The sequence below is a fragment of the Ruegeria sp. CDSA034 genome (genome assembly GCF_059612275.1).
In genome coordinates, this window is record NZ_JBXWQH010000009.1 from 136,145 (window position 1) to 149,323 (window position 13,179).

At 56.5% G+C, this 13,179-nt stretch carries 11 protein-coding genes and 1 pseudogene; 3 read left to right on the forward strand and 9 right to left on the reverse strand.

The genetic code is table 11. From position 1 onward, the window contains the following. From fcl to AC2FLJ_RS15410, 5 genes are all read right to left on the reverse strand, one after another. Complete coding sequence (gene fcl / locus AC2FLJ_RS15390; RefSeq protein ID WP_496706637.1) at nucleotides 1-978, reverse strand: GDP-L-fucose synthase; 978 nt, start codon at nucleotides 976-978, stop codon at nucleotides 1-3. A gap of 10 nt (nucleotides 979-988) precedes the next feature. Then, nucleotides 989-2,113 carry a GDP-mannose 4,6-dehydratase gene (gene gmd / locus AC2FLJ_RS15395; protein WP_113790783.1) on the reverse strand — a complete coding sequence of 375 codons (1,125 nt, stop codon included), beginning with the start codon at nucleotides 2,111-2,113 and terminating at the stop codon, nucleotides 989-991. A gap of 128 nt (nucleotides 2,114-2,241) precedes the next feature. Further along, nucleotides 2,242-3,126: a phytanoyl-CoA dioxygenase family protein gene (locus tag AC2FLJ_RS15400; RefSeq protein WP_496697701.1), complete on the reverse strand. Its 885-nt coding sequence runs from the start codon at nucleotides 3,124-3,126 to the stop codon at nucleotides 2,242-2,244. 256 nt (nucleotides 3,127-3,382) lie between these two features. Next, nucleotides 3,383-4,252: a DUF5666 domain-containing protein gene (locus AC2FLJ_RS15405; protein WP_496706602.1), complete on the reverse strand. Its 870-nt coding sequence runs from the start codon at nucleotides 4,250-4,252 to the stop codon at nucleotides 3,383-3,385. A 2-nt stretch (nucleotides 4,253-4,254) separates the two neighbouring features. Further along, complete coding sequence (locus AC2FLJ_RS15410; RefSeq protein WP_496706604.1) at nucleotides 4,255-5,085, reverse strand: DUF6502 family protein; 831 nt, start codon at nucleotides 5,083-5,085, stop codon at nucleotides 4,255-4,257. Nucleotides 5,086-5,238: 153 nt separating this feature from the next. Here AC2FLJ_RS15410 and AC2FLJ_RS15415 point away from each other — a divergent pair, with 153 nt between their 5' ends. The 3 genes and pseudogenes from AC2FLJ_RS15415 to AC2FLJ_RS15425 all read left to right on the forward strand — a co-directional run bounded on the left by AC2FLJ_RS15415 (nucleotide 5,239) and on the right by AC2FLJ_RS15425 (nucleotide 8,956). Then, on the forward strand, nucleotides 5,239-6,864 hold the full coding sequence (locus tag AC2FLJ_RS15415) for an AMP-binding protein (RefSeq protein ID WP_496706606.1): 1,626 nt from the start codon (nucleotides 5,239-5,241) through the stop codon (nucleotides 6,862-6,864). Further along, a complete protein-coding gene (locus AC2FLJ_RS15420; protein ID WP_496697694.1) occupies nucleotides 6,864-8,177 on the forward strand; it encodes a ferric reductase-like transmembrane domain-containing protein in 1,314 nt (437 codons plus the stop codon). The genes AC2FLJ_RS15415 and AC2FLJ_RS15420 overlap by 1 nt, the downstream gene beginning before the upstream one ends. Before the next feature lie 2 nt (nucleotides 8,178-8,179). Continuing rightward, nucleotides 8,180-8,956: pseudogene (locus AC2FLJ_RS15425) on the forward strand (enoyl-CoA hydratase-related protein). A gap of 63 nt (nucleotides 8,957-9,019) precedes the next feature. Here AC2FLJ_RS15425 and AC2FLJ_RS15430 read toward each other — a convergent pair. The 4 genes from AC2FLJ_RS15430 to AC2FLJ_RS15445 all read right to left on the reverse strand — a co-directional run bounded on the left by AC2FLJ_RS15430 (nucleotide 9,020) and on the right by AC2FLJ_RS15445 (nucleotide 13,136). After that, nucleotides 9,020-10,126: a lyase family protein gene (locus tag AC2FLJ_RS15430; RefSeq protein ID WP_282169441.1), complete on the reverse strand. Its 1,107-nt coding sequence runs from the start codon at nucleotides 10,124-10,126 to the stop codon at nucleotides 9,020-9,022. After that, nucleotides 10,119-11,633, reverse strand: a complete 1,515-nt coding sequence (locus AC2FLJ_RS15435; protein ID WP_282119493.1) for a tripartite tricarboxylate transporter permease — start codon at nucleotides 11,631-11,633, stop codon at nucleotides 10,119-10,121. The genes AC2FLJ_RS15430 and AC2FLJ_RS15435 overlap by 8 nt, the downstream gene beginning before the upstream one ends. A 6-nt stretch (nucleotides 11,634-11,639) precedes the next feature. Next, nucleotides 11,640-12,107 (reverse strand): tripartite tricarboxylate transporter TctB family protein, encoded by a 468-nt coding sequence (locus tag AC2FLJ_RS15440; RefSeq protein ID WP_496706609.1) that lies wholly within the window; start codon nucleotides 12,105-12,107, stop codon nucleotides 11,640-11,642. A gap of 69 nt (nucleotides 12,108-12,176) precedes the next feature. Further along, the gene (locus AC2FLJ_RS15445) at nucleotides 12,177-13,136 is read right to left on the reverse strand and encodes a tripartite tricarboxylate transporter substrate binding protein (protein ID WP_496706611.1); all 960 of its coding nucleotides are present in this window, start codon (nucleotides 13,134-13,136) and stop codon (nucleotides 12,177-12,179) included. Nucleotides 13,137-13,179 lie beyond the last annotated feature (43 nt).

Genomic DNA, 13,179 nt, shown 5'->3' on the forward strand with positions numbered 1-13,179 from the left:
TCACTTCGCGCGAAGTTCTGCCTCGGGTTGCTCTAGAAACCAGGCATAGGTTTCGCGAATACCGTCTTCGATCCTGATAGTCGCGCGCCATCCCATGTCGGCCAGCCGGGAAACGTCCATCAGCTTTCGCATGGTACCGTCCGGCTTGCTGACGTCTTGCGTAATCCGCCCGGTGAACCCGGTGATCTTTGCAATCGTCGCTGCCAGTTCCGCGATTGAGATATCTTCACCACATCCCACGTTGATATGGCTCAGCATGGGTTGGGTATTTGCCTCATATGCAGCACGGCACAGGTCCATTACGAACAAAGACGCCTCAGCCATGTCGTCAACATGCAGAAACTCGCGCCGGGGCTTACCTGTGCCCCAGATGACAACTTCTTCCAGATCATCCCGGCGTGCCTCGTGAAATCGGCGGATCAGGGCGGGCAGGACGTGACTGTTTTCAGGGTGAAAATTATCGCCAGGTCCGTACAGGTTTGTCGGCATCACGGAACGATAGTCCACGCCGTGCTGCCGATTGTAGCTTTCACACAGCTTGATTCCGGCAATCTTTGCCACGGCATAGGGTTCGTTTGTCGGCTCTAGCACACCTGTCAGCAGGGCCTCTTCGCGCATTGGCTGCGGCACAGCGCGCGGATAGATGCAGGAACTGCCCAACTGCAGCAGGTTTTTGACCCCCGCGGCAAACGCCTGATGGATCACGTTGCATTCGATCATCAGGTTTTTGTAAATGAAATCAGCCGGGTAGGTGTTGTTGGCATGGATACCGCCGACTTTAGCCGCCGCCAGAATGACAACGTCTGGGCGCTCGGCCTGCATGAAATCAGCGACAGCGGCTTGATTGGTCAGATCAAGTTCCGCATGGGTCCGTGTCACAAGTTCCAGCGCCTCACCTGATGCCTGACGGTCTTGCAAGCGACGCAGGATTGCACCGCCGACCATGCCGCGATGCCCGGCGACGTAGATCTTGCGCATGCCCCCTGCGTCAGCCATTTTCAAGCGTGACCGGTAATTCGTAACCATGCTGTTTTAGCAAGGCATGCCGTTTGGCTGTCTTCAGGTCCTCGGTGATCATTTCAACGCACATTTGCTGAACGGTCAGTTCCGGCTCCCATCCCAGTTTGTTTTTGGCGTTCGAAGGATCCCCAAGCAATGTTTCCACTTCGGCCGGTCGGAAATATTGCGGATCGATGCGCATGATGACATCGCCGGGCTTCAACGCAGGTGCACTATCGCCCTCGACGGATTTGACCGTAGCGATTTCATCGACGCCTGTACCTGAGAATTCAAGCGTCACGCCCAGTTCAGCGGCAGACCATTCGATGAATTGCCGCACTGAATACTGCACACCCGTTGCGATAACAAAATCCTCGGGGGCGTCCTGTTGCAGCATCAACCATTGCATCCGGACGTAATCCTTGGCGTGCCCCCAGTCGCGCAGGCTGTCGATATTGCCCATGTAAAGGCAGCTTTCCAGACCTTGTGCAATGTTGGAGAGACCACGGGTGATCTTGCGCGTCACAAAGGTTTCGCCCCGGCGTGGGCTTTCATGATTGAACAGGATGCCGTTGCAGGCATACATGCCATACGCTTCGCGGTAGTTCACTGTAATCCAATAGGAATACAGCTTGGCCACCGCATAAGGGGAACGCGGATAAAACGGCGTTGTTTCGCGTTGCGGTGTTTCTTGGACCAATCCGTACAGTTCGGACGTGGACGCCTGATAAAAGCGTGTCTTTTTCTCAAGACCCAGAAAGCGGATCGCCTCGAGAAGGCGCAACGTACCGATCGCGTCGACATCAGCGGTATACTCCGGCGATTCAAAACTGACCGCCACGTGGGACTGAGCGCCAAGGTTATACACCTCGTCCGGCTGAACCTCTTGAATGATGCGCGTCAGGTTCGATGTATCGCTTAGGTCACCGTAATGCAGGTGCAGGCGCGGATTGGGCACATGCGGGTCCTGATAAATGTGGTCAATGCGCTGTGTGTTGAACGAAGATGCACGGCGCTTGATCCCATGGACTTCATACCCTTTTTCCAGCAATAGCTCAGCAAGATAAGATCCGTCCTGCCCTGTAATACCAGTCACCAATGCTGTTTTTGTCATAGCCGCGATCCGAGAATATCTGATTTGCTTTTCGCCGCCTCAGAAACAGCAATATACCCCTGAATGCAACCCTGCGCCACGATCGGGCTTTGAATCAACTGCAGTTGACCATCGTTTGCGCAAGCGCTTCAGAAAGACGCATATAACGGTACTGAGCCTTTTGCACCTTCTGCCAGCGCTGCGCTTTGATCGCTGCGAACCCTGTCGTACAGCGCAAGCGCATCAGCAGAAAACAACTCGGTTGGTGGCTCGACATGAACAAAATTGCTTTGGCCGTCCTGACCGCGCGCCAGCATGGCATAGTCTCGCTCGGCAACCAGTTGCTTGGCATTCGGGTTAAGATAGCGGATCGCAAGACCAATACGCCGGTCACCCGATTGATTGGGCCCCGAACCGTGGATTGTCAGCCCATGATGCAGAGACATCTGCCCTGGTGCCAATTCGATGTGGGTCTTGTCTTTCTCGGCGACATCCACAGCAACCTCTTGTCCGCGCGACAGAAGATTGGTGTCTGAATACGTGTCCTTATGGGGAAGGATCGGGTTCTTGTGGCTGGCGCGCACAAAATCCATACACCCACTTTCAACCGTTGCAGGCGACAGCGCAATCCAGGCGGTGACCTGATCCGGGGTTTCACCCATACCCCAGTAGGTCAAATCCTGGTGCATCCCGACGGTATGGGCTGTGTGCGGCTCTTTAATGAAGAATTCAGCTGACCAGACCATGATATCCGGCCCCAATACACCCTCAACCACATCCAATACGCGGGGATCCGTCGCGACACGCGCCGCAAGCGGCATCACCAGATGTGCGTTGACCCGTTTATAGGTGTTCAACGGCAACGGCAGATCCGCGTCAAGCCACTCCCGCTCAATCCGCTCAAGCTCAGCGCGGGTTTCGGCAGCCTCCTTTTCGGAAAAGATGGTCAGCGGAAAAAGAAACCCATCCTCCCAATATTTGTCGGATTGCGCCTGGCTAAGTACGACATCACGCGTTGGGGTGCTTTCAGACATCTGGCATACCTTCTCGAAAACTTGCTTTCCCAGAATTTTACCCTGCGCTGCCCGCAGGGCGCTTATCCTACCTGCGACGATAAGTTCAGCTTTGCCTTTGGGGCAAGTCACCTCGCGTTTCATTTCTGAAACGCTTTCGTGCTTTCAAAACTCCGGCCGGATCCACACGGATCAGACCTTATGATTAGATTTAGGGCACGACTAAACCCTCCCGGATCAAACGTGTCGCCGGAAAGCCAAAACCAGAGTTCACGTTTCAGCATCCCAGCTGAGCGAAAGCACCTATGCTGCCTGCATTCACCAACCCGCTGCCGTCGCCGCAGCGGATAACAAGGGTGTTCGGGTCTATCATCTCGGGCTGATCGCTATAGGCGATCAAGCCACTTCCCAGCACCGTATACAACCCACTGGGCTGGGGTTCCGAGTAATAGCCCTGAACCTGAACAACGCCGACCGCACCGGCGAACAGCCCGGCTTCTAGACGCTCGGCCATAATCCCGTCGCGTGTTGGCTGCCCGACAACTCGAACAAGATCACCCGGCGACAGATGTTGCGGCTCAAGCCCACTGACGACGCTTGCCCCGATCACTGTTTGGGCCTGAGGGTCAGACCCAAGATATGTGCCGGACAACCGCGCCCGATGCCCAACGCTTGTCAGTTTTTCGATGTGTGAAGCGCGCACTGACTGACCTTGCCACAATCCGCTTATAGCGACCCAATCGCCGACTTGAATGTCTGCCTGCCGTTCAAACGCAACTTCGGTTCCAAGAACCGATATCTGGCCGTCCTGCACGCTGGACACTGGTCCGACCAGAGGCAGGACCTGACGGATATGTTTTGCGTGCCACCCGCCATTTTCCTGCGCTACAATAACCGCAACAGTATGACCCGGCTTCAAATCGCCCGCAGAGATGAGAGGAACCGAGTCGGCCACCGGCATCTGGTCATCGAACAGAATATGCTGCCCATTTACATGGATGCTGCCCAGATGGGTGATTGTGCCCACGATACCGGTGCCGATAATGCCACCTTCACGATCAGTTTCACCTTTGTCTTCGGCCTGAATCGGAGCAGGCAGCCAAGACACCATGAAAAACGCCGCGAGCACACGAAGAAACACACCCATACTTACTCATCCTCTTTCGGGTTTTTACTTTGCGCATTTTGCGGCGAGGGCAGGACAAAAGCGCCCGCTGCAAATCGACCACTGTGATCGCCATTACTGTCTTTATCCTGCAGTTCGCGGGCCAGGGAATTGATCTCTTGCAGCAGCGTTTGCGCCCGGTCTGACGAGAATTGCCGCAACTCTTCAATCGATTCTGACGACAGATGAGAATACCGCACCGCGCGGTCAAAATTGCGTGGAGCATCCGGTTCTGCCAGCAGGTTCTGTGTTGCCACTGCCAAATGCGCAGACAGCGTCGCCTCGTAGGCCGCCACTTGTTCAGCGCTACCAGCAGAAGGAAGAAAGGCTTGGGACAACAGGCGAAGCTCGCCTCTTCCAACCTGTTCCACATTCTTTTGAACGACCAAGGTTTCCAGAACGGTACCTGGGGCCATGTCCACACGCGCGCGCCGCACCAGATCATCAAATCCCGGCCCAGTTTCGTCGCCTTTTCGGTTCAGAATCCGAGGCGCGCCCAAGTCGTCCAGAAATTCGGGCGTCGTCGACCAATAGCTGATGACCAATGCCGCCGCATTACAACTGCGCTTCAACGGGGCATCATCGTCGATGTGGCGTAGCCTTTTGACATCCTTGCGATGCAGACCCGTCAACAGACTGGCGCGACTGTCGCTTAGCTTTCCGTCCGTGCTTTGTTCAGCTGCCGTCAGCAGGGCTTGTTTGAGCGCTTCGGTCGCGGTGCCAAGCGTGACCCCATGCGCAACCATTGCCTGCGCCAGTGGGACCAGCAACGCAGACAGGGCGGTTTCAAGAGGAGGTTTGGGATCATTCGACATTTGGGAACTCGTCACGGATTGGTAGTTGATAACATTTTCCTAGAATTAACGAATTCAACGCTTTCGTGTTCAAAATGTGATCGAATGTGACCTTTAATGGGAATTTTTTCCATTATCACTAAGGTGTGACCCCTTCTTGAACTGGAGAATGCCATGCACCTTATCGCAACCGATCCCCAGACAAACTACCCCCCCCTATCTCAGACAGATCTAACTCGCACAAAAAAACCAGGTGCGCTGGACGCGCTCAGCCCCGAAGATCAAGAACTGTTTCTATCCTTTGGCTGGGGGCCGCAGGTTCCGCCACGCCATGCCACTATCGCCGACGCGCTGCGCCAGTCGTTGCGAGACCAACCCGATGCCAACGCGGTGGAATGCGCGGACCATAGCCTTAGCTACCGGGCGCTGGACGTAGCCTCGAACCGATTGGCAAATGTCATGCGCGCCCATGGCGTGAAACGCGGCGACGCGGTGTGCCTGTTCCTTCATCGTTCGGTCGAGATGGTCGTAGGTATCGTCGCCGCCATAAAGCTTGGGGCCGCCTATATTCCGCAGCATGTTGGTGTCGCGCCAACGGAAACCTTACGCCACGTTGCGAATGTAACTGGTGCAAAAATCATACTCGGCCTGAGCGAACTGGCAGACCAAATCCCCGTTGGATTGGATCAGACCCTGATCACCATTGATACGACGATGTTTGACCCGATGCTGGACGCACCGGCCCCTGGCCCTGCCTATCGGGCCAGCCCCGACGATTTGGCGATGATATTGTTCACGTCCGGCACAACCGGCGTTCCAAACGGCGTACAAGTTAGCCATCGGAACCTGGCCAATATCTTGCTGACCGCCCCCGGGGATCTGGGGATGCGACCGGGCTTGCGGGTCGGACAGATCCTGTCGATCTCATTCGACATGGCAGCGTGGGAGATCCTTGGCGCTTTGTCCAATGGCGCAACTTTGGTGATCCGTGGCAAATCGATTCAGGAAACGGCCGAGAAGGTGGATGTTCTGATCGCCACGCCGTCGATCCTGAACGCACTGGACGACACCCGTTGCGCGCAGGTCAAAACAGCTGCCGTGGCAGGTGAGCCCTGTCCGCGCCCGCTGGCCGATCGCTGGTCTTCCTTTTGCACCTTCTACAATTCCTGTGGTCCGACCGAGACCACCATCATCAATACAGCGGAACCGCATCACCCCGACAAACCGGTTCTGTCGATCGGGCGCCCGACACCGAACAACACGGTCTATGTTCTGGACGACAACCTGCGCCCTTTGCCCATCGGCGAAAAGGGCGAGATGTGGGCCGGCGGCGATTGCGTCACAGCCGGTTACCTCGTCAACCCCAAACTGACGGCCGAGCGTTACCGACCCGACCCATTTCGACCGGGAAATATGATGTTCCGCACCCGTGATCTGGGACGCTGGACGAAGACCGGTGAGTTAGAACATTTCGGGCGCATTGACGACCTAGTCAAAGTACGGGGCTTTTGGGTTGAGCTGGACGGCGTTACATCTGCGCTTGAGGCCTCGCCCTGCTGTCAGCAGGCGGTGACCTTGCAATATGACAGCCGCAATCTGGTCAGCTTCATCTCACCGTCGTCGGCCTGCCCCAAGCAGGCGGCGCAATCCGTCTCGGATCGCCTGCCATACTACTGCAGCCCCGCCGTTGTGGTCCCGATGGACGCGCTGCCCCGCACTCCGCGCGGCAAGTTGGACAAGCGTCTTTTGCTGGATTTGGCGCGCAACCATATCGCGAAAACTGGTGCGGAGTTGAACTGATGACGACGCAGACGACAAATCTAGACACAGGCGGCCTGAATTGGCGACGGGTGACCCGCCACCCGGCCCTGATGGAATACCGCCGCCTGGTGATGCTGGTTGCATTGGTGAATCTGGCCGTCTTTGTGGTTGGATTGCGCGATGGGACTTGGTTCGCTGAGAATGCATTCACGCTCGGCCCGATTGCGGATATGGCGCTGATCAACCTCAGCCTCGGCATCCTGATCCGGCAACAGCGGGTGGTCAACGCCCTGTTCTGGCTGGCCACACGCATTCCCACATCATGGCCACTATGGATCCGTTGGGGGGCTGGCAAGGTGTTCCACTTTGGCGGGTTGCATTCCGGCGGCGCCGTCACTGGAACCATCTGGTTCGGCTTTCTTTTTTTTGCGATAATTTGGAACCGCGCCAACGGAGCCGCCTTGCCCTCAGACCTGACACTGGGCCTAAGCGCGACAATGGTCGTCTTGATGACATTGATGGTGATATCGGCCCTCGGCCCGGTCCGCGCGCGGTTTCACAATGCGTTCGAGAAAACGCACCGCTTTGTCGGCTGGACGGTTTTAGGATTGTTTTGGGCGCAGACGATCTCGATCACAAATGACCTGGGGGGCATGTTGTTGCACAGCCCGGCCTTCTGGATGCTCTGCCTGATCACCTTGTCGATCCTGTCGCCGTGGCTGACCCTGAAACGCGTGAATGTCCGGATCGAAAAGCCGTCAAACCATGCGGTGATTGCGCAGTTTGACTATGGAGATACTCCGTTCCCCGGCAGTTCGAACGCGATCAGCCACACCCCGTTTGGCGAGTATCACTCATTCGCCAATATCCCATCCCCGGACCAGCCGGGTTACCGATTGGCCATCAGCCGTGCGGGCGACTGGACCGGGCGTTTTATCGACAATCCGCCCAAGAAGGTTTGGGTCAAGGGCATCACCACATCCGGTGTCGCGCGGATCGAAGTGCTGTTCAAAAAGGTGGTGTATGTGGGCACCGGTTCGGGCATTGGGCCGATCCTGCCACATCTGCTGGCCAAAGAAGTGCCGAACCGCCTGATCTGGTCCACCCGAAGCCCGCGCAAAACCTATGGTGACGCGCTGGTTGACGAGATCGAAGCAAATACCGAGCAGCCTTTGATCTGGGACACCGACGAAGACGGCAAACCGAACCTTTCGGCCTTGGCATTGCAAGCCGTTCGCGACAGCGGGGCCGAAGCAGTTATCGTGATCTCAAACCAAAAGCTGACCCGCAAGGTTGTGCATGACTTGGAAAGCCTTGGCATTCCCGCCTATGGCGCAATTTGGGATAGCTGATCATGTTTGAGACAATCGAAACCCATACACAGGGGCGGGTCGCGACGATCCGCCTCAATCGGCCCGATCATCTGAACGCATTGAACACACAACTCATGCACGAAGTGCTGACCGCCGCCACCGAATTCGATAAATACTCCGGCATCGGCTGCTTGATCCTTATGGGCAATGATCGTGCTTTTGCCGCCGGGGCAGATATCGGCGAGCTTGCGGTGCAAACCTACGCGACCATGCAGGCAAGTGACTACTTTGCCGAATGGGACAGGTTTGCGGCGCTTCGCCTGCCCAAGGTGGCAGCGGTCAGTGGCTATGCCCTGGGTGGCGGGTGTGAAGTTGCGCTGATGTGTGACGTCATTCTGGCCTCGGACACTGCGAAATTCGGTCAGCCCGAAATCAAAATCGGCTGCATTCCCGGCATTGGCGGCACGCAGCGACTTACGCGGCTGATCGGCCGTGCCAGAGCTATGGACATGATCCTGACCGGGCGCATGATCGACGCGTAAGAGGCCCTGCAGATGGGCTTGGTCAGTCGGGTTGTCCCGCAGGACACTCTTTTGGACACCGCGCAAGAGGTGGCCGAAACCATTGCAGATTACGCTGATGATATCGTCAGTATGGCGCGTACTTGCGTAAACATGGCCGACCAGAGCACACTTGAATCGGGTGTGCGGTTCGAGCGGCAGATGTATCACGCGCTTTATGGATTGCCGGCCCAACAAGAAGGCATGAATGCCTTTCTGGAAAAGCGAAAGCCCCAATTCAGGCGCAGGACCCAGTGATCACATCCCGCATCGTCAATCACCGCTCGAGAAATGAGCGGTGATATGACCAGTCTTTTCGCTTCAGTGCGTTTTCCCAGCCGTGCTATACTCAAAGTCGTTAACCTTGCGGGCCATGGATTCAGAATCCACAACCAAGTTCGCAAAGATCGTTTCGACCCATGACAATGCGCCCGAAGTCAGCAAGAACGTCTCGGGAATAACGATCCATTCGCCAATCCACATACCACCCGAACGTTCGTGTTGGTGGGTGGTGAATTCGCCGATCTGTTCAGCCCGCTGTCGTCCAAGCCGGGCGACGGCCTCTCCGAATTCTGACGCGCGCTGGTTCTGTTTGTGCGCCATAGCCGAAGACGCGCCTTTACCGGCTTCATGCACCTCGGAACATTCGGAAATATCCGATGAAGACAACAGATTGACGTTATGCGAGATCTTGCACAGCGTCGCACACAGCCCTCCCAGCGCAGTTACAACATCGGCAAGCCCGTCACGGGCGTTTTGCCAATGGGGTTCAACTACATTCAGACCCAAAGTGGCCGCAACGCCTTCCTTGATGCGATGTCCGGTCCCGTTTTCGTAACCGCGCAGATCGCCAACGGGGCCACCAATCTGGACATTCAGGCCGCGAACGCCTGCTTCTTCCAACGCTTGTGCCCGCCGCTGTAGTTCAACTTTCCAGACGGTCAGTTTAGTTTCGGCCCGAATGGGCAAGGCATGCTGGCCATTCGTGCGACCGATCATGACAGTATCACCAAGCTGATCGATATGTTGCTCAATAGCGGTGGTCAGTCTTTGCAGTCCGGTCTGGATGTGCTCCAGACCGATCTTCATTTGCAGGGCCAGTGCAGTGTCCATAATGTCCTGCGTTGTCGCCCTGTAGTGGACTTTTGTCGCGTGCTCACCGACCTGCCTTCGCAATTGTTCGACCAGACCAACGATCGGGCGCCCGACAAGCATCATGTCTTCGTGCAACCGCTCGGTATCCAGATTGCAGACCGACACCGCATCCAACGCATCTGCAGCCTCTTGCGGGATCAGGTTTTCCAGCGCCTGGTGACGGGCCAGCGTCTGTTCAACCTTCAACCAGGCCGAGATCGTGGCGTGTTCCGACCAGACGGACCGCATATCGGCGCTGGAAAAGCAGTCGCGATAGAGGGAGTGCTCAAGCATCTTCCAACGCTCCCTTCGCGATCTTGCGCTCTTTCATGATCCCACGGACGCGGAAGGCAATTGCCCCTGCGCCGATGACCAGGAAGGCCAGAGCGATCGGGCGTTCAACGAAGATCAGGGCGCCACCATCCGACATCAGCAACGACTGACGGAATGTCTCTTCAGCACCTTTGGCCAGCACGAACGAAATGACAAATGCCGCTACGTTGAAGTCGTATTTCCGCATCAGCCAGCCAGCAAAGCCCGCACAGGTCATGACCGTGACGTCAAACATTGATCCACGTGCAGAATAAGCTGCTACAAACGCGGTCAGGAAGATCAGCGGGTACAGGACATTGGTCGGGATCTTCAGGATAATTCGTGCAACCTGAGTGGCACCGAAGTAACCGATCAGACCATAGGCCACGATACCCAGCATCCCGCAGGCGAACAGTTTGTAGACCAGCTCTTTGTCAGTCAGGAACAGGGTTGGTCCTACCTGGATGCCGTGGATCAGGAAAACACCCAAAAGGATTGCACCAATCGTCGAACCCGGAATGCCCAGCGTCAGCAGCGGGGCCATCGACGGACCCGACACCGCGTTGTTTGCGGCTTCGGGTGCTGCGACACCTTCCAGCGCGCCCTTGCCCCACTTCTCGGGGTTTTTGGCGCGGCGTTTGCCTTCACCGTACGAAATGAAGGCCGCAATAGCCGAACCCAAACCTGGGAGCACACCGATACCTGCACCGATGAAGCCTCCACGGAACGCATGAGGCAAGCAAGGTTTATACTCTTCCCATGTCAGGCTGTTGCCGTCTTCCGTGCTTTCATTTTCTTTGGTTTCACCGGTTGCCTTGCGGCGCGTTTCCAACTGGGCAAAGACCTCGCCCAAAACGAATACACCGATCATCAGGGGCACAAGACCAATCCCGTTGGACAAGTCAAACGAGCCAAAGGTATAGCGTTCTTCGCTTGAGATAGGGTCCAATCCGACCATAGCGATTAAAATGCCCATCAACGCCGAGGCTAACCCTTTGACGATTGAGTTGCCGATGACCGAGCCGATGACCACGAAGGCCGCGAAATAGATCGCAAAGGTTTCTGGCGGGCCAAGCTTTAGGGCAATAGCCGCAATGAAACCAACGCCGACGACCAGCAGAATATCCCCCATGAGGTCACCGATGACTGATGATATGGTCGCGACCTTCATGGCCTTTCCGGCCTGCCCGGCGCGTGCAAGGGGATAACCGTCAATCTGTGTCGCGGCACTGGCTGCAGTGCCCGGCGTGTTGAACAGAATTGCCGCGATCGATCCGCCATAGCGACCGGACTTACCGATCACATACAGGAAGGCGAGCGCGAATAGTGGCGACATGTAAAAGGTGATGGGCAGCAGCATGGCAATCGCTGCCGATGCGGTCAGACCGGGCGTGGCCCCAACGACCATGCCCACAGCTGCGGCCAGCACGATGGCAAACAGCAAACTGGGGTCGGTTATGACCGAAAGAAGTGCGGGAAAAATTTCCATAACGATTTACCCCTGCATCCAGCTGAGCAGGTCAAAGACCTCGCCATAAGGCGGGTACACACCAAGCAGCACAAAAAAGATGAGGTGGAAGATCAACGGGCACAGAACGACGGAAACCGCCAGACCGATCCAGCTGCGAACTCCGAAAAAGTACAAAACGACCGGCGCAGAAATCGCTGTTGGCAAAAGATAGCCAAACCAGCGGAATGACTGCTGATAGATCAGGGCGATGATGAACAGACCGATGATCTGCAGGGTTGCGCCGTCATCCTGTTCCTGACCGGTATCGCCAGCCGGTTGACGGACCGCACCTAACAGTAACAGGCCGGAAAGAAACAGCAGTCCGATGGATGCTGAGAATGGTACGATGCCAGCCCAGGTATCCCCCGGTGAAGCTGCTGGCACTTGCCAGGCGCCCCAAATGGCAACGATGGAAATAAGGGCAAGCACAAGGCCTTCTGCATAGGCGCGCATATCGTTCCTCCCTGATTGCGTTAGGTACAAAAAGGCCGGGGGAAGAATATCCACCCGGCCCCGAGGACTTTAGTTGGTCAGACTTTCGACCAGGGGAGCGGCGTCCTCTTTCATGGCGGACAGCGTTGCTTTAGCGTCCGTACCATTCTGATAGACCGGGCCTGTTCCGCGCGAGGCCAGCAGTTCGGCAAATTCAGGTTTCGCAGCGATTTGCTCCAGCGCAGTTTCCATCGCGGCAACGACCTCGGCCGGTGTGCCCTTCGGGGCGAACACGATCACTGGCGAAGATACAGCGGCAAACGGAATGCCCAACTCGCCAAACGCAGGCACGTCTTTCATGATGCCATCACGTTCCTGGCTGTTGACCGCTAGGGCGCGAAGCTGCTCTTCAAACCCTGCCAGCTGCTGAACACCCAGGAAACCAAAGTCAGCCTGTTCACCGATCAGTGCCGCGCGGGTCGGACCGCCACCTTTGAACGGTACATCCTGAGCTTCGATGTCATTGCTGGCCAGGAAGCCCATGCCGCCAACGTGGTGGAAGCCTCCGCGACCCGAATGGGCCCAACGCAATTGACCGGGGTTGGCTTTGGCCGCGTCGATCACGTCCTGAACGGACTCGAACGGGCTGTTCAGCGGCACCATCAGCGACGTTTGCAGCTGACCGACCTGAGCAACAAACTCAAAGCTGTCCAGCGCATCGATATCGGTGTCACGTGTCATGGTCGACAACAGGAACGAACCGCCCGAAGTCATCATCAATGTATAGCCGTCAGGGCGTGCACCCACGACCGAGTTCGCACCATTCAGACCGCCCGAGCCGGGTTTGTTCACGACGACAACTGGAACGTCCAGAATGCCTTCGGCTGCTGCCGAAATAGCGCGGGCATAAGCGTCAGTACCGCCGCCGGCTTTGTAAGGAACAACCAGGTTGATCGGACGTTTCGGCCAGTCGGCTGCGAAACTTGCTGTTGCTGTTGCAGTCACGGTTACTGCCGCCAGAACAGCAGTGATAATTGTTCTACGCTTCATAGCATCCTCCCTAAGATGCGATCAAAATTAGCTTAAATTCAGT

Coding starts and splice junctions, on each gene's coding strand:
- AC2FLJ_RS15400 (WP_496697701.1), bottom strand. CDS start 3,126: ATGTCTGAAAGCACCCCAACGCGTGATGTCGTACTTAGCCAGGCGCAA.
- AC2FLJ_RS15420 (WP_496697694.1), top strand. CDS start 6,864: ATGACGACGCAGACGACAAATCTAGACACAGGCGGCCTGAATTGGCGA.
- AC2FLJ_RS15430 (WP_282169441.1), bottom strand. CDS start 10,126: ATGCTTGAGCACTCCCTCTATCGCGACTGCTTTTCCAGCGCCGATATG.
- AC2FLJ_RS15445 (WP_496706611.1), bottom strand. CDS start 13,136: ATGAAGCGTAGAACAATTATCACTGCTGTTCTGGCGGCAGTAACCGTG.
- fcl (WP_496706637.1), bottom strand. CDS start 978: ATGCGCAAGATCTACGTCGCCGGGCATCGCGGCATGGTCGGCGGTGCA.
- AC2FLJ_RS15405 (WP_496706602.1), bottom strand. CDS start 4,252: ATGGGTGTGTTTCTTCGTGTGCTCGCGGCGTTTTTCATGGTGTCTTGG.
- AC2FLJ_RS15410 (WP_496706604.1), bottom strand. CDS start 5,085: ATGTCGAATGATCCCAAACCTCCTCTTGAAACCGCCCTGTCTGCGTTG.
- AC2FLJ_RS15435 (WP_282119493.1), bottom strand. CDS start 11,633: ATGGAAATTTTTCCCGCACTTCTTTCGGTCATAACCGACCCCAGTTTG.
- gmd (WP_113790783.1), bottom strand. CDS start 2,113: ATGACAAAAACAGCATTGGTGACTGGTATTACAGGGCAGGACGGATCT.
- AC2FLJ_RS15415 (WP_496706606.1), top strand. CDS start 5,239: ATGCACCTTATCGCAACCGATCCCCAGACAAACTACCCCCCCCTATCT.
- AC2FLJ_RS15440 (WP_496706609.1), bottom strand. CDS start 12,107: ATGCGCGCCTATGCAGAAGGCCTTGTGCTTGCCCTTATTTCCATCGTT.